At 67.5% G+C, this 20085-nt stretch carries 15 protein-coding genes and 1 pseudogene; 6 read left to right on the top strand and 10 right to left on the bottom strand.

Annotation, left to right across the window (positions count from 1 at the left end; all coding sequences use genetic code 11):
- Positions 1-27: 27 nt before the first annotated feature.
- Positions 28-411 (bottom strand): VOC family protein, encoded by a 384-nt coding sequence (locus ACKN61_RS10365; RefSeq protein WP_408953390.1) that lies wholly within the window; start codon positions 409-411, stop codon positions 28-30.
- A gap of 227 nt (positions 412-638) precedes the next feature.
- Here ACKN61_RS10365 and ACKN61_RS10360 point away from each other — a divergent pair, with 227 nt between their 5' ends.
- The 4 genes from ACKN61_RS10360 (at position 639) to ACKN61_RS10345 (ending at position 8543) form a co-directional block, all read left to right on the top strand.
- Positions 639-2855 (top strand): M3 family metallopeptidase, encoded by a 2217-nt coding sequence (locus tag ACKN61_RS10360; protein WP_408953389.1) that lies wholly within the window; start codon positions 639-641, stop codon positions 2853-2855.
- Between the two features lie 254 nt (positions 2856-3109).
- Entirely contained in the window at positions 3110-3877 is a 768-nt protein-coding gene (locus tag ACKN61_RS10355) for a response regulator transcription factor (protein ID WP_408953388.1), read from the top strand.
- 362 nt (positions 3878-4239) lie between these two features.
- Positions 4240-7509, top strand: a complete 3270-nt coding sequence (locus ACKN61_RS10350; RefSeq protein WP_408953387.1) for a YadA-like family protein — start codon at positions 4240-4242, stop codon at positions 7507-7509.
- 188 nt (positions 7510-7697) lie between these two features.
- On the top strand, positions 7698-8543 hold the full coding sequence (locus ACKN61_RS10345) for an NAD-dependent protein deacetylase (RefSeq protein WP_408953386.1): 846 nt from the start codon (positions 7698-7700) through the stop codon (positions 8541-8543).
- 271 nt (positions 8544-8814) lie between these two features.
- Here the strand turns inward: ACKN61_RS10345 and ACKN61_RS10340 are convergent, their stop codons facing one another.
- A complete protein-coding gene (locus tag ACKN61_RS10340) occupies positions 8815-10119 on the bottom strand; it encodes a glycerophosphodiester phosphodiesterase family protein (RefSeq protein WP_408953385.1) in 1305 nt (434 codons plus the stop codon).
- Between the two features lie 228 nt (positions 10120-10347).
- On the opposite strand from ACKN61_RS10340, the gene ACKN61_RS10335 reads away from it, so the two are divergent.
- Complete coding sequence (locus tag ACKN61_RS10335; protein WP_408953384.1) at positions 10348-11787, top strand: amino acid permease; 1440 nt, start codon at positions 10348-10350, stop codon at positions 11785-11787.
- A 171-nt stretch (positions 11788-11958) separates the two neighbouring features.
- Here ACKN61_RS10335 and cfa read toward each other — a convergent pair whose 3' ends face one another.
- From cfa to ACKN61_RS10305, 6 genes and pseudogenes are all read right to left on the bottom strand, one after another.
- Positions 11959-13095: a cyclopropane fatty acyl phospholipid synthase gene (gene cfa, locus ACKN61_RS10330; RefSeq protein ID WP_408953383.1), complete on the bottom strand. Its 1137-nt coding sequence runs from the start codon at positions 13093-13095 to the stop codon at positions 11959-11961.
- A gap of 208 nt (positions 13096-13303) precedes the next feature.
- On the bottom strand, positions 13304-14131 hold the full coding sequence (locus tag ACKN61_RS10325; protein WP_408953382.1) for a DUF3298 domain-containing protein: 828 nt from the start codon (positions 14129-14131) through the stop codon (positions 13304-13306).
- 109 nt (positions 14132-14240) lie between these two features.
- Positions 14241-14954: a pseudouridine synthase gene (locus ACKN61_RS10320; protein WP_408953381.1), complete on the bottom strand. Its 714-nt coding sequence runs from the start codon at positions 14952-14954 to the stop codon at positions 14241-14243.
- 179 nt (positions 14955-15133) lie between these two features.
- Complete coding sequence (locus tag ACKN61_RS10315) at positions 15134-15409, bottom strand: GNAT family N-acetyltransferase (protein WP_408953380.1); 276 nt, start codon at positions 15407-15409, stop codon at positions 15134-15136.
- Positions 15410-15543: 134 nt separating this feature from the next.
- Positions 15544-15846 carry a hypothetical protein gene (locus tag ACKN61_RS10310; RefSeq protein WP_408953908.1) on the bottom strand — a complete coding sequence of 101 codons (303 nt, stop codon included), beginning with the start codon at positions 15844-15846 and terminating at the stop codon, positions 15544-15546.
- A 624-nt stretch (positions 15847-16470) separates the two neighbouring features.
- A pseudogene (locus ACKN61_RS10305) lies at positions 16471-17007 on the bottom strand (histone H1-like repetitive region-containing protein); the annotation flags it as partial.
- Between the two features lie 248 nt (positions 17008-17255).
- On the opposite strand from ACKN61_RS10305, the gene ACKN61_RS10300 reads away from it, so the two are divergent.
- On the top strand, positions 17256-17453 hold the full coding sequence (locus ACKN61_RS10300; protein WP_408953379.1) for a hypothetical protein: 198 nt from the start codon (positions 17256-17258) through the stop codon (positions 17451-17453).
- Between the two features lie 104 nt (positions 17454-17557).
- Here ACKN61_RS10300 and ACKN61_RS10295 read toward each other — a convergent pair whose 3' ends face one another.
- Positions 17558-18178 carry a rhomboid family intramembrane serine protease gene (locus ACKN61_RS10295; protein ID WP_408953794.1) on the bottom strand — a complete coding sequence of 207 codons (621 nt, stop codon included), beginning with the start codon at positions 18176-18178 and terminating at the stop codon, positions 17558-17560.
- A 112-nt stretch (positions 18179-18290) separates the two neighbouring features.
- Complete coding sequence (locus tag ACKN61_RS10290) at positions 18291-19928, bottom strand: oligopeptide:H+ symporter (protein ID WP_408953378.1); 1638 nt, start codon at positions 19926-19928, stop codon at positions 18291-18293.
- Between the last annotated feature and the right edge of the window lie 157 nt (positions 19929-20085).

Genomic DNA, 20085 nt, shown 5'->3' with positions numbered 1-20085 from the left:
AAAAGCTTTCACTAGCGTGCGAACGCTTCAGTCGTGATGCGTGACCATCAGGACGTAACCGTCCGGGTCTGTGACCCGGAACTCGCCCTTGGGGCGGTAGAACGGATAGGCCATGGCGCCGGCGTCGACACCGGCGGCGAGCACGCGCTCGCGCATCGCCGCGACGTCGTCGCAATACACGTAGAACAGCACCGCCTGAACGGTGTCGTCGACCGGCCCGTCGGCCAGCACCAGCATCAGCTCGGCGCCGCCGGGGCTCTGCAGCGAGACCCAGACCGGATCGTCGCCGCAGGAGGGCTCGTAGTGGGCGTTGCCGATCGCGAAGCCGAAGGTGGCGTAGAAGGCTACCGCGCGCGGCACCTGGGCGACGTGCAGCATCGGCACGAAACGCTGTGCGCTCGGCGCCGTCATGGGGCCTGTCCTGGCGCCCGTCGTGTGTGCCGGCTGCCCTGCGCCATCGCCCGCTCCCTGATGAACTGGGCCGGAGTGTAAACCGGCCGCCGCCGGCGAACCTGGCCCCTTGGTCATGCTTTGCCCGGCCTTGCGGGCCCGCCCCGGGCGGCCATGTCTTTCGTCACGGGCCGCCCCGGCCCGGGGTCGGTTAGGCTTTAAGGTTCCTATTGACGAGGTTCCGCACGATGAAGCATCCCCTCGCGCTGGCGCTGGCCGTGGCCCTGTTCGCCACCGGTACCAGCCTTGCCCACAATGCCCAGGCCCAGACCAAAGCAGACCAAGCCGTGACCGCCAACGCTCAATCGAACGCGAACCCGTTCTTCCAGGAGAGCCCGCTGCCGCTGCAGTTCCCGCAGTTCGACAAGATCAAGGACGCCGACTTCGCGCCCGCCTTCGATCGCGGCATGGCCGACCAGCTCAAGGAAATCGACGCGATCGCCAACAGCGCCGACGCGCCGAGCTTCGACAACACCATCCTGGCGTTGGAGCGTTCGGGCCGCATCCTCGCCCGTTCGACTTCGACCTTCTTCAACCTGATGAGCACCGACACCAACCCGGTGCGGCAGAAGCTCATGCAGGAATACGCGCCGAAGATGTCGGCGCACCGCGATGCGATCAACCTCAATCCCAAGCTGTTCGCGCGCATCAAGACTCTGTACGGCCAGCGCGACTCGCTGGGTCTCGACGCCGAGGGCGTGCGCCTGGTCGAGCGTTACTACACCGACTTCGTCCGCGGCGGCGCCAATCTCAGCGACGCGCAGAAGACCCGCCTGAAGGCGATCAACGCCGAGCTGGCCGAACTGGGCGCCAAGTTCAGCGAGAACGTGCTCGAAGAGGTCAAGGACTCGGCCATCGTCGTCGACAGCAAGGCCGAACTCGACGGCCTGTCCGACGAGCGCATCGCCGCCGCGGCCGAAGCAGCCAAGGCGCGCAAGCTGGAAGGCAAGTACCTGCTGACCCTGCTCAACACCACCGGCCAGCCGCCGGAAACCGACCTGACCAACCGCGCCCTGCGCGAGAAGCTGCACAAGGCCTCGGTCGCGCGCAACAGCCGCGGCAACGCCTTCGACAACACCGCGCTGGTGTCCAAGGTCGTCACCCTGCGCACCGAACGCGCCAAGATGCAGGGCTACCCGAACTACGCCGCCTACGTGCTCGAGGACGAGACCGCCAAGAACCCCGAGGCGGTCAACAACATGCTCGGCCAACTCGCCCCGGCCGCGGTCGCCAACGCCAAGCGCGAAGCCACCGATCTGCAGGCGATGATCGACAAGGAACAGGCCGCCAAGGGCGAGAAGAGCTTCCAGCTCGAGCCCTGGGACTGGGCGTTCTACGCCGAGAAGGTGCGCAAGGAAAAGTTCGCCTTCGACGAAGCCCAGCTCAAGCCCTACTTCGAGATGAAGAACGTGCTCGAGAACGGCGTGTTCTACGCCGCCGGCCAGCTCTACGGCCTGAAGTTCAAGCAGCGCACCGACCTGCCGCTGTACCGCCCGGACACCAGCGTCTACGACGTGTTCGACGCCGACGGCAAGCAACTGGCGATCTTCATCGCCGACATGTACGCGCGCGATTCCAAGCGCGGCGGCGCCTGGATGAACTCGTACGTCGACCAGTCGGAGCTGTTCGGCACCCTGCCGGTGGTGGCCAACCACCTCAATATCCCGGCGCCGCCGGCCGGCAAGCCGACCCTGATGACCTGGGACGAGGTCACCACCATGTTCCACGAGTTCGGCCATGCCCTGCACGGCATGTTCTCGAACGTGAAGTACCCCTACTTCTCCGGCACCAGCGTGCCGCGCGACTTCGTCGAGTTCCCCTCGCAGGTCAACGAGATGTGGGCCGACTGGCCGTCGGTGCTGGCCAACTACGCCAAGCACTACCAGACCGGCGAGCCGATGCCGAAGGAACTGCTGGACAAGGTCCTGGCCGCTTCCAAGTTCAACCAGGGCTTCACCACCACCGAATACCTCGGCGCGGCCATGCTCGACCAGAACCTGCACCAGATCGGCGACGCCGCTCAGGTGCCGAAGGCCAAGGACGTGATGCCCTTCGAGACCGCTTCGCTGAAGAAGGACGGCATCTACTACACGCCGGTGCCGCCGCGTTACCGCACCCCGTACTTCAGCCACATCATGGGCGGTTACGCGGCCGGCTACTACGCCTACATCTGGTCGGAAGTGCTGGACGCCAACACGGTGCAGTGGATCAAGCAGCACGGCGGCCTGACCCGCGAGAACGGCGACCGCTTCCGCGCCACCCTGCTCTCGCGCGGCGGCAGCAAGGACGCCCTGCAGCTGTTCCGCGATTTTGCCGGGCATGAGCCGAAGATCGAGCCCCTGCTGGAGCGCCGCGGCCTGACCGCCCCGGCCGCCCCGGCCGCCGGCGAGCCCAAGAATAAATAATTCAGGCCCGCCCTTCAGGTTTTGCAACGCAAAAGGCCGCCCACCTGTCCGGTGGGCGGCCTTTTTGTCGTTGGAAGGCACATAACCACCGTTATCACGATCTAAAGATTTCCAAGGAATTTCCGCACTTTCGACGAAGCTCGACTTATGTCACATTCGGTCCAAGTGGAGCCCAACTAACCTGATTTTGGATATCGACGGCGTCGGTGCGCGCAAGCGAAACGGCAGGATTTCGATCAACAGGGGACATCAGGATGGCCGCCATCTCCGTGGTCCAAGCTGCAAGCTCGTCCGGTTCCAGTTCCAACCGCAACGACCGACGCATCGCACTGGTCGAACGCGACCCGATGTTGAGACAACAGATCCTGCATTCGCTGCAGATGCGCCAGTTCGCCGTCGTCGAATGCGCGAACGCCACCGCGCTATACCGCAACCTGCTCAGCTCGCCCTGCGATATCGCAGTGATCGCGAGCGACCTGCCCGACGACAATCCGCGCACGGTCGCCCTGCACCTGCGCCAACATTCCGACATCGGCATCGTCATGCTCGATGCCGATACCGGCAACGGCTGCCAGACCGAGTCCTATCGCGAGATCGCCGACGCCTGTTTCCCCAAACCGGTCGACCTCGACGGACTCGCGGCGGTCATCACCGCGATGCACAGCCTGCAACACCATATGCGTGCGATGCCGTCGCGCAGCAGCGCCGGCCTGAGCGAATGGGAACTCGCGCTCGACGGTTGGACCCTGCGCACGCCGGACGGATCTTCGATCGACCTCAGCGCGCCCGAGCGCAGCGTGCTGTTACGCCTGGTCAACACCGGCGCCGGCGGCCATCCGGTTTCGCACGACAGCCTGATCGGTTCCTTGACCAGCGATGTCTACGATTTCGATCCGCACCGCCTGGAAATGCTGATCTATCGTCTGCGCAAGAAAGTCGCGCTGATGAGCCCCCTGCCGTTGCCTCTGCGCGCCGTGCGCGGCATGGGTTATCTGTGCACCATCGTGCGTGCGAACAATTGAATAGTCACTGCGGACTTTCATAGCAGCCGCAGGGGGCGGCTGACGTCGAGAAACCGTGCAAATCACACACTGGCTCGCGTGATCTCGCGTGAGTGAAGGTGATGCTGCATGAGTGTATTGCGTAGATGGGCTACCTAGCCTGCATCAGCCGATGACTGTCGTGCCAGCGAACGCGGCAGCGATGATATCCAACGGATTGAGACGAAATCGCGGCCATAGCGGCCGGCTTGCATCTGCTCCGTCCTGCGCTATCGATCGGCCCACCGCAACGATCGTAGACGGAGACTGTTGCCATGAATCAGCGCGACACGCAGAACGGAATTCTTTTGGCCACCTCATCGGCAGCCCCGCACGGCATCCGAATGACGCGCACTTCCCTGTTCCGATCGACCGCCTGTTGGTGCCTCGCGCTGAGCCTGGCGGCAACGCCTCTGCTCGCCAGCGCCGCCGAAGACGGCTCGGCACTGTCCGCGCCTGCGATCGAGAGCAGCGAAGACACCTCGTCTTCCAACGGCGAACAGCCGACCCCCAGCGATGAACTGCTCGACGAGGAAGCACCATTGCTGCCGCTGGTGTTCGACGGCATACCCAACAGTTCCACCTGGGATTCGATGGCCTTCGACGAGGGCGGCATGGCTTCGCCGATGAGCGTGATCCAACCGCCCGACCCGCTCAATAACAGTCTGCCCGGCATCAGCGCCTATCTCAGCAACTGGTTGCTCGGCAACGACTACCAGGCCTGCGGCCTGCTCGGCAGCGGCTGCCTGACCATCGACCGCGCCAACTTCAACTATTCGTATCTGTCGCTGATCCTCAACCTGGTGCAGGCGCCGAACGTGCTCGACCTGGACGGCAACCAGCCGGCCAATCACCTGACCCTGATCGGCGCGGTGCAGTCCGACAGCTACATCCAGTTCCAGGACAGCAACTACACCGGCAACAACAACAACGCCTCGTGCGTGATCATCGGCCTGGCCTGCACTTGGCGCACCAATCCCGCACAGAACAACCAGGTCATCATCGGCGACGGCAGCTATGCCAACGGCTCCAACACCATCGTCATGGGCACCAACGCCCGTCATCAGCTGCCGACCGTCACCGCGGCCTCGCAGGGCTTCGTCGGCGGCCCCGACACCAACTACGCCGCGCGGCTCGGCAACTCGGTGCTGATCGGCGACAACACTTTCGGCAACGCCAATCGCCAGACCATCCTCGGCTTCGGCGCGACCTCGACCCACGCCAACAGCGTCGCGCTCGGCGCCGGTTCCAGCACCGCGCTCGGCGCCCAGACCGGCTATACCGCGTTCGGCCTGGTCGCGCCGCAAACCTCGGCCGGCGAAGTCTCGATCGGCGCGGCCGGCTCGACCCGCAAGCTGACCAACGTCGCCGCCGGCAGCACCGGCACCGATGCGGTCAACGTGGCCCAGTTGCAGGGCGCGCTGGCCAATGCCGCGGCCGATCCGTTCGCGGTCAAGTACGACGACCTCGGCGGCACGCCCGACTTCGGCAACGTCACCCTGCAGGGCCCGGGCGGCACCGTCATCTCCAACCTCGGCGCCGGCGTCATCGCCGCCGGCAGCACCCAGGCGGTGAACGGCAGCCAGATCTTCGCGATCAGCCAGTCCAATGCGCAGCGCCTCGGCGCCGGCGCCTCGGTGGCGGCCGACGGCACCGTGACCGCGCCGAACTTCATCATCGACGGCAACGGCTATAACAACGCCGGCGACGCGTTCGCCGCGGTCAACGCCGGCATGGCCAACGCCGATGCCTTCGCCGTGCAGTACGACGACGACGGCCTCGGCAATCCCGACTACGGCAACGTCACCCTGCGCGGCCCGGCCGGCACCGGCACCCTGATCGGCAACCTCGCCGCCGGCCAGATCACAGCCGCCAGCTTCGACGCCATCAACGGCAGCCAAATATTCGGCATCGGCACCTCGGTGGCGAACCTGTTCGGCGGCGGCACCACCTTCAACGCCGGCGGTACCTTCACCGCGCCGAACTACGTCATCGGCGGCAACAGCTACAACAACGTCGGCGCCGCGCTGACCGCGCTCGACGGCGGCCTGACCGGCAGCAACGCCTTCGCCGTGCGCTACGACGACGACGGCAGCGGCAACCCCGACTACGGCAACGTCACCCTGCAAGGCCCGGCCGGCACCGGCACCGTGATCGACAACCTCGCCGGCGGCCAGATCGCGGCCGGCAGCCTGCAGGCGGTCAACGGCGGCCAGTTGTTCAGCCTGGGCACCTCGACCGCGGCGCTGTTCGGCGGCGGCGCCACCTTCAACATCGGCGGCGGCTTCACCGCGCCCAACTACGTCATCGGCGGCAACACCTATAACGACGTCGGCGCGGCGCTGAGCGCGCTCGATGGCGGCCTGGCCGGCAACGATGCCTTCGCGGTGAAGTACGACGACGACGGCAGCGGCAACCCCGACTACACCCGCGCCACCCTGCGCGGCCCCGCCGGCACCGGCACGACCCTGGACAACGTCGCCAACGGCCAGATCGCCGCCGGCAGCCTGGAGGCCGTCAACGGCGGCCAGGTGCAGGGCTTCGGCGACGGCATCGCCTCGATCTTCGGCGCCGGCGCCAGCTTCAGCGGCGGCGTTTTCGGCGCACCGAGCTTCACCGTGCAAGGCGGCAGCTACCAGGACGTCGGCGCGGCCTTCGCCGCGGTCGATGCCAGCCTGACCAACATCAACAACCGCATCGACAACCTGCCGCCGGGCAGTACCCCCGAACCGCGCATCGCCATCGACGGCACCGGCAACGCTACGGTCGGCGCCGGCACCCGCGCGATCGCCGCGGGCGCCAGCGCCAGCGCCATGGGCCAGCATGGGGTCGCGATCGGCGGCGACGCCTACGCCGCGGGCGACAACGACACCGCGATCGGCGGCAACGCCCGGGTCAACGCCGACGGCAGCACCGCGGTCGGCGCCAACAGCAGCATCTCGGCGTCGGCGACCAATGCCGTCGCGGTCGGCGAAAGCGCCAGCGTGACGGCGTCGGGCGCGGTCGCGCTCGGCCAGGGCGCGGTGGCCGACCGCGCCAACACCGTCTCGGTGGGCACCGCCAGCGCGCAGCGCCAGATCGTCAACGTCGCCGCCGGCAGCCAGGACAACGACGCGGTCAACGTCGCCCAATTGCGCTCCTCGCAGGCCGGCACGGTGCGTTACGACACCAACGTCGACGGCAGCGTCAACACCACTCAGGTGACCCTCAACAACGGCGGCGGCTCGGTGCAGATCCGCAACGTCCGCGCCGGCACCTCCAACACCGATGCGGTCAACGTCCAGCAGCTCAACGACGGCGTCAACCGCGCCATCACCACCTCCAACCAGTACACCGACAACTGGGGCAACGGCCTGCGTCGCGAGATCGGCCAGCTCGACGACAAGGCCAGCGCCGGCGTCGCTTCGGCGATGGCGGTCGCGGGCCTGCCGCAGTCCTACATGCCCGGCAAGAGCATGGCGGCGATCGCGGCGAGCTCGTTCCGCGGCGAAACCGGCTTCGCGATCGGCGTCTCGACGATCAGCGAAGACGGCCGCTGGGTCTATAAATTCTCCGGCAACAGCAACTCCAAGGGCGATGTCGGCGTGACCGTCGGCGCCGGCCTGATGTGGTGAGCCCGGAAACCTGACCTCCCCCCGGCGACCGCGCGCGCCCCGCCGTGGTACGCCAGGCCGCCCGAAGCGATTCGGGCGGTCTTCTTTTTGCCAGACCGTCGCTGCCGCGGCGCGGCGCCGACCTTGGATAGCCACCGCATCGCCGCCATCTAACCCACAGCCCTGCCCCCCTGCGACCACGCCCCCGAATGAAACCGAACGCCGCCGACACCCGCGATACGCACACCGCCGCACAGACTCTGTACGAGTGGCTGCGTCCGCACCGGCGCGTGTTCGTGCTGACCGGCGCCGGCCTCAGCACCGGCTCGGGCATCCCGCATTACCGCGACGAGAACGGCGCCTGGCAGCGCAAGCCGCCGATCGATTTCCGCGCCTTCGTCGGCGACGCCCGCGCCCGGGCCCGCTACTGGGCGCGCAGCTTCGTCGGCTGGCCTTCGTTCGCCGGCGCGCGGCCCAACAGCGGCCACCAGGCCCTGGCGCGTTGGCAGGAACGCGATGGCCCGCATGCGCTGGTGACCCAGAACGTCGACGGCCTGCACGCACGCGCCGGCAGCCGCGACGTGGTCGATCTGCACGGCTGCCTGGACGAGATCGTGTGCCTGGACTGTGGCGCGCGGCGCGCGCGCGAGTCGGTGCAAACCGAGTTGGCCGAACGCAATCCGGACTGGGTCGACCTCGACGCGGCGGTCCTGCCCGACGGCGACGCCGACCTGGAAGGCCTGGAGTTCGAGCGCTTCGCCACGCCGGTGTGCGAACACTGCGGCGGCATGGTCAAGCCCGACGTGGTGTTCTTCGGCGAAAACGTGCCGCGTGCGCGCGTCGCCGCGGCCCAGCAGGCCCTGGCCGAAGCCGACGCGATGCTGGTGGTGGGTTCGTCGCTGATGGTCTATTCGGGCTTCCGCTTCGCCCGCGCCGCGCGCGAGGCCGGCCTGCCGCTGGCCCTGCTCAACCGCGGCGTGACCCGCGCCGACGACATCGCCACGCTCAAGCTGCAGGCCGATTGTTCGGCGACCTTGCAGGCGGCGTTGGGCTGACTCGGGATTCGGGATTCGGGATTCGGGATTCGGGAATCGGGAATCGGGAATCGGGAATCGGGAATCGGTTAACGATATCGCCGACTGTAGGAGCGGCGTGAGCCGCGACCAACCGAAGAAGTTAACGCCAGCGCCGCAACCGAAGCCCAGACAATCGGCGTTTGTTTTTCGCACGTCGCAGCCCCTGCCCGCGGACAACAGCGTGGCATTTCACCGCTTCGCCGGGTCGCGGCTTACGCCGCTCCTACCGGAAGCGGTGGTGCGCTGTCGCTCAGGGCGTCGGCCGGCGGTCGATGCGGCTGTTTTCGAGAAACAGCTTGCGCGCGGCAACGCCGATGTCGGGCTGGTCGATGAAGAAGCCCTGCACGCCCAGGGCGTAGAGCTGCAGGGCCTCGCCGAGCGCGCTCTGGACCACGCCGTTGGCGGTCTGGCTCAGGAAGGGTTCCTCGGCGCGCACCGTATACGGATGCACCTGCAAACCGAGCTGCAAGGCGCGGCCGAGCACCGGATGGACGAAGCCGGTGTTGCGCGTCGCCAGCAGGGCGTCGCCGTCGCCGTCGGCATCGCGCTTGGCCGGCAGGGCCACGCGCGGCAGCAGGCTGCTCTTGGACGGGCCCAGGCCGGCGACGTAGTGCGTCCGCATCCAGCTGAGCGCCGCGGTTTCGGTCAGCGCCGCATAACCGGTGCCGGCGCCGATGCCGCCCGGTATCGCCGTGCCCAGATCGCCATAGATCGCGCCCAGGTCGCTGCCGTGCGCGAGGTGGTAGACGAAGTCGTAGGGACGGTCGCGCTCGAAGTCGCCGTACAACTGCACCAGCGGCAGGTCGATGCCGGCCTTCGGCAGGATCCTGCGCTTGAGCTCGATCAGATTGGCGACCTCGAAACTCTGGATGTAAACCCGCGCCGGGTCGGTGAAGCCCTCGGCGACCAGGGTCTGCACCAGCTTCTCGCCGAGCGAGACCTGGATCGGGGTGCCGTCTATACGCTTGCCTTCGAGGGCGAACCAGGTCGGATGCTTGGTTTCCGGATAAATGCCGATGACGCGGCCGTCGCGGCTGTGTTCCTTGGCCAGGGCGATCACCTCGCGCAAGGTCGCGATCTCGAACTGACCGTCGAAACGCTTGTTGCCGGGGCGGATCTGCGGGATGCGTTCGCGCGCGCGCAGGGTCTTGAGTTCGGCCAGGGTGAAGTCTTCGGTGAACCAGCCGGTCAGGCGCTCGCCGTCGATGACCTTGCTGACGCGGCGGTCGGCGAACTCCGGGTGGTCGGCGACGTCGGTGGTGCCGGAGATCTCGTTCTCGTGGCGGACCACCAGTTCGCCGTCGCGGGTCGCGACCAGGTCCGGCTCGATGAAGTCGGCGCCCTGCTGGATCGCCAGGCGATAGGCTTCCAGCGTGTGCTCGGGGCGATAACCGCTGGCGCCGCGGTGGGCGATCACGATCAGGCGCGGGCTATCGGCGGTCTGCACGGCGGACGAGGACTCCGGAGCGACGGGGGCAGGCGTGGCATTCGCTGCCGCGCCGGCCAGCGCGCCGCAGACGATCCAGGCCAGTCTAAGAGATGTACTGCGCTTCACCGGTCGATTCTCCGTTAGTTCTCGTGCATCCAGGCGCGTCCATGCGGCCGGCCCGCGTGCCGGCGCCCGCGCAGTGCCGACGCGACAGGCGCGACATCCGCGCCCGACCCGCCATCATCCGCTCCGGGCATTGCCGCGATTTGACGATCCCGCCCCAGAACGGTCCCGTATTGAAGCGCGGCCCGCCGCAGCCGCTATGATGCGGCGATCATTCGGGGAGAGCGTTCGATGAGCCTGGTGGCCAAGGTATTGCGGCACAAGTCGGTGGAACAACTGCAGGCCGAGGCCAGCAAACGTACGGATTTCCGCCGCGTACTCGGGCTCTGGCAGCTCACCGCGATCGGCATCGGCGGCATCATCGGCGTCGGCGTGTTCGTCCTCGCCGGCCACGAAGCCGCCACCAACGCCGGCCCCGCGGTCGCCCTCGCCTTCCTGCTCGCCGGCATCGCCAGCGCCGCCGCGGCGCTGTGCTACGCCGAGTTCGCCGGCATGATCCCGGTCACCGGCAGCGCCTACACCTACAGCTACGCCACCCTCGGCGAGCTGCCGGCCTGGCTGATCGGCTGGGACCTGTTGCTCGAATACGCGCTGATCGTGGCGGTGGTCGCGATCGGCTGGTCCGGCTACGTGCAGGCCCTGCTCGGCAGCGCCGGCTTCCATCTGCCGGTGTGGGCGCAGGGCGCCATCGGCACCGGCGAAGGCCGCGTCTTCAACCTGATCGCGGCCCTGGCCACGATCGGCGTGTCGGCCTTGCTGGTGTTCCGTACCGAATGGGGCGCACGCTTCAACACCCTGATCGTCGCGATCAAGGTCATCGCGGTGGTGCTGGTGATCGGCGTCGGCGCGTTCTACATCGACCCGGCCAACTGGGTGCCGTTCATTCCCGAGCGCGTCGTCGACGCCAACGGCGTCGGCCACTTCGGCCTGCAGGGCGTGGCGACCGCCGCCGCGGTGGTGTTCTTCGCGGTGTTCGGCTACGACACCCTGACCACCGCCGCCGAGGAGTCCAAGAACCCGCAACGCGATCTGCCGCGCGCGGTGCTGCTGTCGCTGGGCGTGTCCATGGTGTTGTACCTGGCGGTGTCGCTGGTACTGACCGGCATCGCGCCCTACACCACCCTCGGCGGCGACGCCCCGGTCTCGGAAGCCTTCACCCGCCTCGGCCTGCCGTGGATCGCCGCGGCCATCTCGATCTCGGCGGTGATCGGCATCGCCAGCGTGCTGTTCGCCTTCATGCTCGGCGCGGCGCGCATCTGGTTCTCGCTGTCGCGCGACGGCCTGCTGCCGGGCTGGTTCGCCAAGATCCACCCGAAGTACGGCACGCCGCATCGCCCGACCATAGTGCTCGGCATCTTCACCGCCTTGGTCGCTGGGTTCCTGCCGATCGGCGAGGTCGCCAAGCTGGTCAACATCGGCGTGCTCTCGGCCTTCATCGTGATCTGCGCCTCGGTGTGGGTGCTGCGCGTGCGCAAGCCCGACCTGCACCGCGCCTTCCGCACGCCGTTGGTGCCGCTGATCCCGCTGATCGGCATCGGCTTCTCGATTTGGCTGCTGTCCGAGCTGGCCGCGATCACCTGGCTGATCTTCCTGGTCTGGGTCAGCCTGGGCCTGGTGGTGTATTTCGGCTACGGCATGCGCCATAGCAAGTTGGCGCAGGAACAAGCTTGACGAGAGCAGGCCTGACGAAAGCGGCCTGAACCAAGCCGGCAGGGCCCGTCGGGCCCTGCCGATACACGTTGGGCTTACTTTACGGGTTGCCTTACAGCGGCCGCTGACGCGGTGAGGCGGTAGCTGCGTGGTCGCGGCTTGCGCCGCTCCTACTCTGAGGCCGCACCTGGTTCAGCGCGGCGCGACGTAACCGCCCGGCACGCCGTCGGGCGACAGCACCAACTGCCACAGTTGCGCATGGCGGCTGCGGAAGGTCGCCATCGAGGCGGCCAGGTAGAACCGCCACATGCGCCGGAAGCGCTCGTCGTAGCGCGCCGCATCCAGATGTTCCCAACCGCGCTCGACGTTGTCGCGCCAGGCCTGCAGGGTCAGGTCGTAGTCGGCGCTGAAGTTGTGCCAGTCCTCGATCACGAAACGGTCTTCGACGTGCTCGGCGATCTGCTTGGCCGAGGGCAGCATCGAGTTCGGGAAGATGTACTTGGCGATCCACGGGTCGGAATGGGTGACCGAGCGGTTGCCGCCGATCGTGTGCAGCAGGAACAGGCCGTCGCGCTTGAGGCAGCGGCGGGCGACGTCGAAGTAACCGGCGTAGTTCTTGACCCCCACATGCTCGAACATGCCGAGCGAGAAGATCCGGTCGAAGGGCTCGTCGAGCTCGCGGTAGTCCTGCAGGCGGAACTCGATCGGCAGCCCGGCGCAGAGCTCGTCGGCCAGATCGGCCTGCTCGCGCGACACGGTTATGCCGACCCCGTGGATGCCGTAGCGCTCGGCGGCGAACTTCAAGGCCTCGCCCCAACCGCTGCCGATGTCGAGCACGCGCATGCCGGGGCGCAGACCGAGCTTGCGGCAGACCAGGTCGAGCTTGGCCTCCTGCGCCGCATCCAGGTCGTGCAGCGGCTGGCCGCGCTCGTCGCGCCAATAGCCGCAGCTGTAGACCAGACGCTTGCCGAGCATGGCCCGGTAGAGGTCGTTGCCGAGGTCGTAATGGCGCTCGCCAATGGTGAAACTGCGGCGGTGGCTCTGCAGATTGACCAAGTGCGCACGCAGGCCGTCGAGAATCGCCGCCCAGCCGTGGACCTGCTCGTCGACATGGGCGCGCATCAGGCGCACCAGCATCTCGTCGAGCGAGTCGGTATGCCACATGCCGTCCATGTAGGACTCGCCCAGGCCGAGCGAACCTTGCGCCATCACCCGGGAGTAGAACGCCTCGTCTTCGACGTGGATGTCCCAGGGCCGCTGGCCACCGACGCGCACGTCGGCCAGTTCCAGCAACCCCTCGACTCGTTTACGCAGCGACGCAACGGACATGTCGGCCTCGGCTCGGTCGTTGAAACGCTCGGCACTGCCTGCGGATCACGGCGCTGATCGACCCGCTGTTCCCTGGATCACGCCCAGGGCCAGCGCGCACGCCTGCCGCGTCGCCGCACCATAACAAACGCCTCGCCGCGCGATGTGCCGGGCTTGGCTGTTTCGCGCGCGCTCCGGCGGCGATCGGACCGCCGGGCCGCGGCGGCGCTCAACCGCCGCCGCTGAACATCGCGCGGTACTGCGGCGCGACGTGCGGCAGCAGCGCCGACGCCGGCACCTCGACGGTCTGGGTGCCGTCCGAATACGGGCCGACCTCGTACGGGGCGAACACGAACTTGAGCCCGCTGAGCTTGCCGTCGGCGGCCTTGACCGGTTCGAACATGGCGAAGTTGGCCGGGTCGGCGGAGGTGCCGTCGTCGATCATGCGTCCGCCGGTCTCGATCTGCTCGGCGCGCACCGCCGGGGCCAGGTCGTCGGCATCGATGCGCTGCGACAGCGCCGAGTGCAGTTGCTCGCGGACATAGCGCGAGATCGCGTCCCAGCCCTGCTTCTGCGGCACCAGCTCGGCGGCCTTGAGCAGCTTGTTCTGCTTGGGCAACCAGACGAAGCGCGCGATCAGCGGCGCGGCATGGGCGCCGCCGGTGTAGCTGCTGCCGTCGGCCGACACCGCCACCAGGTCGGGCGTGTCGAGGATGTCGTTGAAGGTCAGCGACAACTCGTACGGCGACGGGTTTTCTTTCGCGGTGCGCCCGTTAGCCGACTCGATCAACTCGGCGCGCGCCTGGTCGGCGTAGGTCTTGAGCTCTTTCGCCAGGCCCGGGTATTTCGCCGCCTGCGTGTCGTAGGTGATGCCGACCACGTAGTTCGGCGTGGTCTCGACGACTTCCTTGAGCTCGATCGGTGCGTCCACGACGACCGCCGGTGCCGGCAAGGTCGAGGCGGGGTCGGCCGGCGCGACGCCGGGCTGAGGCGAGGCTTCTTTCTTGCAGGCCGCCAGGGCCAGCGCAAGCAGGGAGACGGCGATGACACGCTTCATACAGCAATCCTTTTGGCAGACGTCCATGGTTGTTTCGCGCGACATTATCGCGCAAAGCGTGACGTCCACATCTAGATCGCCCTCGGTCCGCCGCTATCCGCGGCGCCGTTCACCACTCGTTGCGGTGAGGCAACAGGCCCTGCAGTTCCTGGTCGGTCAGGTTGCGCCACTGGCCGGGCTTGAGGTGGCCCAGTTTGACGTTGCCGATACGGGCGCGCAGCAGTTGCTTGACCCGAAAACCGAAGTGCGCGGCCATCAGGCGGATCTGCCGGTTCAAGCCCTGCACCAGCACGATCCGGAAACCGAAGCGGCCGAGCTTGCCGGTCTTGCACGGCAAGGTGGTCTGGCCGTGGATCGGCACGCCGCGGCCCATGCCGCGCAGGAACTCGGGGGTGACCTCGTGGTTCACCGCGACCAGATATTCCTTTTCGAGCTTGTTCTCGGCGCGCAGGATCTCGTTGACGATGTCGCCGTTGCTGGTCAGCAGGATCAGGCCTTCGGAGTCCTTGTCGAGGCGGCCGATCGGAAAGATGCGGCGCTCGTGGCCGACGAAGTCGACGATGTTCTCCTTGACCGTCGACTCGGTGGTGCAGACGATGCCGACCGGCTTGTTGAGGGCGATGTAGACGTGCTGGCGCTTGCCCTTGACCACCGCGCGCGCGCGCAGGACCTCGCCGTCGATGCGGACCTCGTCGCCCTCGCCGACTTCCGCGCCGACCCCGCCGCGCATGCCGTTGACGGTGACCCGCCCTTCGGCGATCAAGCGGTCGGCCTCGCGGCGCGAGCAGAAGCCGGTGTCGCTGATGTGTTTGTTCAGACGCATAAAGACAGGATGCCGGAAACCGGCAGCAGACGGGCGAAGGGCGCGTAGGCTGGCACAGCGGCGCCGGCTTGGCGACCCCTGGCCGCGTTCGGATTCAGGGGCGGGTGCCCGATGCGCGGGCTCGGGGCTGGCTCAAGCCTCCCGCGCTACAGCCTGGCCACGTGCCGCGCCGCAGGGCCTCAGCCCAGTTGCTCGGTGTATTCCGGGTGGCGTTGGATCCAGGCCGCCGCATAGGAACAGGCCGGCCGGACCTTGTAGCCGGCTTCGCGGGCATATTCGAACGCCGCCCTGACCAGATCGCCGGCGATGCCGCGGCCGCCGATCGCATCCGGCACCAGGGTGTGGGTGATGACGAGCTGGTCGCCGTTGAGGTGGTATTCGAGCAGGGCCTGCACCTCGTCGACTTCGGTGAGGAAACGCTGCTGGTCGGGAACGTGGCGAACGGAAACGGCCATGGGTCTACCTGGGATGCGGATAAGGGCGGCCATCGGAGGCCGCAGTTGGGGAGTATCGAGCCGCGATCGGGGGCCGCGCGAGCGGCCCCCGCCGGGGCGACGAACCGGACCGGTATCCGGCCCGGTGCCGGGGCTCAGCGATTATCGCGCTTGCCCTGGTTGTGCCGGTCCTGGGTGCCGATCGATCCCTGGATGGCGTCCATCCGGCTTTCCGCGGCATGCAGTTCCTCGGCCTTTTGCGCCGCACCGGGCGACTGCGGCCCCGATTGCGGCACTTGGCCGTGCTTGGAATCGAGCTGCTGCCAGGGCTGGGCCTCGCGCGCCTGCTCCTGCTTGGCTTCCAGCAACTGACGGGTGTTGGCCAGGGCCTGCTCCGGGGTGATGCGGGGACGGTCGCCCTCGTCGTGGCCGCTGTCGGCGCCCTCGGCCGCCTCCATCGCCGCCTCATCCTCGCGCTGCGGCGTGTCGGCGCCGGCCGGTTCGGCTTCGGCGGCGGCTCCGGCTGCGACCAGGCTTCCGGCCGCGCCGGACGATTGCGAAGTCCGCGAGCGGTGGGTTTGCGCCTGCAGCGCCGGCGCCGCCGACTCCGACGCGGCTGCCGAGGCCACCAGAGAGCTCGCTGGCGAAGAGCTCGTTGGCGAAGGGCTCGTTGGCGAAAAGCTGGCCGCCGAGGTATCGGCCGCGGCCGGTTTCTTGGCCTTGCGCGGTTTGGCCGCGGCCTTCGCCGGCACGCCGGTCACCGCCGGCGTCGCCACCAAGGGCGTGTCGACGACCGCATCGGTCGGCGTCACCGCCGCGACGCGGCTGTCGATCAACGGCGCCAAGGGGGCCGCCGGTGTCACCGCCCCTGGTCGGGTCGCGCGCGGTGCAGGCGTCTTGGCGACGGGCTTGCCGGCTGCAGGCTTGCTTGCGGCAGGCCGGCTTACGACGGTTTTGCTTACGGCCGGTTGCTTGGATGCTGGCTTGTTCGCTGCAGGCACGGCCTGCTTGGCCGTGTTCGGCAACGCCGTTTTCGCGGTGTTTTTCGCCGCTTTCGCGATCGCGGCCGACTTGCCCGCAGTCGACTTGCTCGCAGCCTGCTTGGTCGAAGCCGGCTTGGTCGGGATAGTTTTCGTGGCGCTCACCCGGCTGGCGGTCTTCGCCGCGCCGCGCTTGCCGGCCGCGGCCTGCCTGGCCGGCGCTTTGCTGGCGCTGACTTTCCTGACACTGGTTTTCTTGGCGACGACCTTGTTGGCGCTCGTCTTCTTGCTCGCCGTCTTGCTGGCGCTCGTCTTCTTGGAGACGGCCTTCTTGGCCGCCGCTTTCTTGATGGCGGTGGTCTTGCCCGCGGCTTTCTTCGCCGGCGCGTTCTTGCTTGCGGCCTTCTTGGCGACGGTTTTCTTCGCTACCGCTTTTTTGGCGACGGCCTTCGACGCCGGGCGCTTGTTCGCCGCGCCCTTCGTGGCCGTGGTTTTCTTGGCCGCCTTGGTCGCGGCCTTGCGCGCGACCTGCTTGCCTGCGCGTTTCGCGCTCTTGCCCGCGGCGCTCTTGCCTACCGATTTACTGGCCGATTTACTGGCCGATTTGCTGACGGATTTGCCGGCTTTCTTGATCGCCATGCCCTGCTCCTGTCGGTTTTTCCGGATGAGCGGTCACCCCCAAGGACCGTGCCTGTTTGTTAACACGTGGGACCTTCATGACGGGTGAGCAAAGGTGAGACTCGCCCCTCGACGTCAGTCGCCTGATCCTGACCGCCCGGTGTTGACACGATGTGTCACTTTTGAACGCTCAAACCCCTTGAAATCGCTGGCATGGAATGTGCTTCAATGTGAAGTACGTCACACAATAAAATCAAAGGGGGTCTCAAATGCGTTACTTCAAGCCGCAGGACGACGACCAGCAGGCCGAAGCCGTCATCACCCGCCTCTACGAGCTGGCCCGCACCGGCGAGCCCGACGCAGCCGAGCTGCGCCGGCTCGATGCCCAGATCTACGCGGGACTGATCGCCTCGTACGGCGACGAGGCCTACGACAAGGCCACCACGCCCGCACTGCTCCTGTCCTGAGCATCGCGCAAACGGCAACGGCGGCCTGAGCCGCCGTTCGCAAAGCCGCAAACCGGGGACGCGGCGATACAGCATGGCAGCGGCCGAAACCGCTGCCGCCCTTCTCAGCCGCCGAAGAAACTCGGCAGGCTCGGGCTCGCGAGCCGCTGCAGAAACACCCAGAACAACTGCGGCTCCATCAACAGCATGAACAACACGCCGTAGATCGCGCCCGACAAATGCGCGTTGTGGTTGATGTTGCCCTTGCCGCGCTTGTCCATCCAATACGAATAGCCGACATAGGCGATCGCATAGACGATGGCCGGCACCGGGATCACGAACACGATGATCCAGCTCCAGGGGTTGATCAGCACGAAGGCGAACAACACCGCCGACACCGCGCCGGACGCACCGAGGCTGACGTAGCCGCCGTCCTTGCGATGGCGCAGATAGCTCGGCAGGATCGCGACCACGATCGCCGACAGATAGAAGAACGCGTAGCCGAACGGCCCGACCACTTCGCCGAACAGGCGCTCGACCGCGCCGCCGAAGAAGTACAGGGTGATCATGTTGAACAGCAGGTGCATCCAGTCGGCATGCACGAAGCCGTGGGTCAACAGGCGGTCGTACTGACGGAAACGCTCGATTGCCGGCGGCCACAGCACCAGGCGCTCGTACAGGCTGCGTTTCTCGAAGGCTTGCCACGTCACCAGCGCGGTCACGGCGATCAGGATGAGGGTGATCAGCATCGGTTCGGATTCTCGTCGGCGCGTCCGGCCGGGCCGGACTCGCTCAGGTCGGCTCGCCCGGCGGCGCCGGGCGGGTTCGGATGGGGGCGTTCAAGCTGGGCTGCGTCGCTTACGCCGCCTGGCGGTAGTGGTCCTGCATCGGGTAGCTGCGCGCGTACAAGGCGAACGCGGCCGCCGCGACGAAGGCGAACCCGGCGAAGAAGAACATCAGGAAGGCGTTCTCGCTGAGCCCGGTCGCGGCGATGTGGGTGGTCACCGCCTCGTTGCGCACCGCGGCGTTGGTCAACATCACCCACAGGTTGCCGAAGGTGCTGGTGAGATACCACAGCGCCATGATCACGCCCTTCATCGCGTGCGGGGCCTGGCTGTAGGCGAACTCCAGCGCCGTCGCCGAGACCAGCACCTCGCCGAGGGTCAGCAGCACGTAGGGTAGGACCTGCCATGCCAGCGACATGGGGTGGCCGGCGTCCATATACAACTGCAGCACCGCCGCCACGACCCAGGACAGGCCGGAGATGGCGATGCCGAAGCCCATGCGCCGCAACGGCGTCGGCTGCAGGCCGATCCGACGCAGCGCCGGGTACAGCAGCAGGTTGTTGAACGGGATCAGCAGCATCACCAGCAGCGGATTGATCGCCTGCATCTGCGAGGCCGCGGCGCGCGCGCCGCCTTCGCCGGAGATCAGCCAGGTCGGCCACCACCACAGGTCGGTCGGCACGAACATCTTCTGGCCCTGCAGCACCCAGGTCGATGCCTTCTGGTCGAACAGCGACCAGAACGGGGTCACGAAAGCGAACACGATCAGGATGCGCAGCACCGCGCGCACGCCGTCGACCGCGGCGTCGGGGTGCTTGCCGCGGGCGCGGTCGAGCTGTAGGGAAATGCCGTAGCCGCCGAAACCGATCAGCAGGCCCAGCGCCAGGCAGGCGCTCTTGACGAAGCCCATCGCCGGCACCGCGGTCAGCGCCAGGGCGCCGACCGCCAGGGCCACGCCGAGGCCGGCGACGATCGCGCCGGGGTTGCCCTGCCCGGCCACGCGCGCGCCCAGCGCGGTGCGGGCGACGTTGAAGAAAGAGTCCGGATCGGGCGCGTCGCGGGTCGGCGGCACCCGCACGTAGCGGTTGCGGCCCAGCCAGAAGATCAGCGTGGCCAGGAACATCAGCGCGCCGGGAATGCCGAAGGCGATGCTCGGGCCGTACTCGCGCAGGAAGATCGGCATCAGCAGCGAGGCGAACAGCGAGCCGAAGTTGATCGTCCAGTAGAAGGCATCGAAGACCAGCTTGGCCTTGTGCTTGTTGCTCTGGTCGAACTGGTCGCCGCAGAACGACACCACCAGGGGTTTTATCCCGCCGGCGCCGAAGGCGATCAGGAACAGGCCGGTATAGAAGCCGGCCTGGCTGTGCTCGAACATCGCCAGGCAGGCATGGCCGACGCAGTAGATCAGCGAAAACCAGATGACGGTGTTGTACTTGCCGAAATAGCGGTCGGCCAGCCAGCCGCCCAGCAAGGGGAAGAAATAGGTGCCGATCATGAAGCTGTGGAACACCTCCTTGGCGAGGTGTTCGCGCTCGGCCAGGTCGGAGGTCGAGGCCAGCAGCAGGGTTCCGACCAGGAACGAGGTCAGGATGTTGCGCATGCCGTAGAAACTGAAGCGCTCGGCCGCCTCGTTGCCGATGATGAAACCGATCTGGCGGGGCATCTTGCCCTGCGAATCGGCGGTGACGGGGGCGGTGGCGGCTTGGCTCATCTACGGCAGTCCTCGGCGGTCGGGCGCGGAGGCCGTCGATAGGCGCCCCCGCTGGACCCGGGCGCGACGGCGACCGGGCGGTCCAGCCCTACAGCCTAACCGATCGCCCCGGCGGCCGGCCTGACCGCAGCCGCCGGCTCAGGGCCGGCGGCCGGGC

The organism is Lysobacter sp. Hz25 (assembly GCF_046097045.1).
GTDB lineage: Bacteria > Pseudomonadota > Gammaproteobacteria > Xanthomonadales > Xanthomonadaceae > Lysobacter > Lysobacter antibioticus_B.
The sequence above is the reverse complement of the archived record's forward strand: the minus strand, read 5'-3'. Positions and strand labels throughout refer to the sequence as shown.

Bases quoted from the DNA above. Each gene is read 5' to 3' on its own strand.
- ACKN61_RS10365 (WP_408953390.1), bottom strand. From the start codon at position 411: ATGACGGCGCCGAGCGCACAGCGTTTCGTGCCGATGCTGCACGTCGCC.
- ACKN61_RS10360 (WP_408953389.1), top strand. From the start codon at position 639: ATGAAGCATCCCCTCGCGCTGGCGCTGGCCGTGGCCCTGTTCGCCACC.
- ACKN61_RS10355 (WP_408953388.1), top strand. From the start codon at position 3,110: ATGGCCGCCATCTCCGTGGTCCAAGCTGCAAGCTCGTCCGGTTCCAGT.
- ACKN61_RS10350 (WP_408953387.1), top strand. From the start codon at position 4,240: ATGACGCGCACTTCCCTGTTCCGATCGACCGCCTGTTGGTGCCTCGCG.
- ACKN61_RS10345 (WP_408953386.1), top strand. From the start codon at position 7,698: ATGAAACCGAACGCCGCCGACACCCGCGATACGCACACCGCCGCACAG.
- ACKN61_RS10335 (WP_408953384.1), top strand. From the start codon at position 10,348: ATGAGCCTGGTGGCCAAGGTATTGCGGCACAAGTCGGTGGAACAACTG.
- cfa (WP_408953383.1), bottom strand. From the start codon at position 13,095: ATGTCCGTTGCGTCGCTGCGTAAACGAGTCGAGGGGTTGCTGGAACTG.
- ACKN61_RS10325 (WP_408953382.1), bottom strand. From the start codon at position 14,131: ATGAAGCGTGTCATCGCCGTCTCCCTGCTTGCGCTGGCCCTGGCGGCC.
- ACKN61_RS10320 (WP_408953381.1), bottom strand. From the start codon at position 14,954: ATGCGTCTGAACAAACACATCAGCGACACCGGCTTCTGCTCGCGCCGC.
- ACKN61_RS10315 (WP_408953380.1), bottom strand. From the start codon at position 15,409: ATGGCCGTTTCCGTTCGCCACGTTCCCGACCAGCAGCGTTTCCTCACC.
- ACKN61_RS10310 (WP_408953908.1), bottom strand. From the start codon at position 15,846: ATGGAGGCGGCCGAGGGCGCCGACAGCGGCCACGACGAGGGCGACCGT.
- ACKN61_RS10300 (WP_408953379.1), top strand. From the start codon at position 17,256: ATGCGTTACTTCAAGCCGCAGGACGACGACCAGCAGGCCGAAGCCGTC.
- ACKN61_RS10290 (WP_408953378.1), bottom strand. From the start codon at position 19,928: ATGAGCCAAGCCGCCACCGCCCCCGTCACCGCCGATTCGCAGGGCAAG.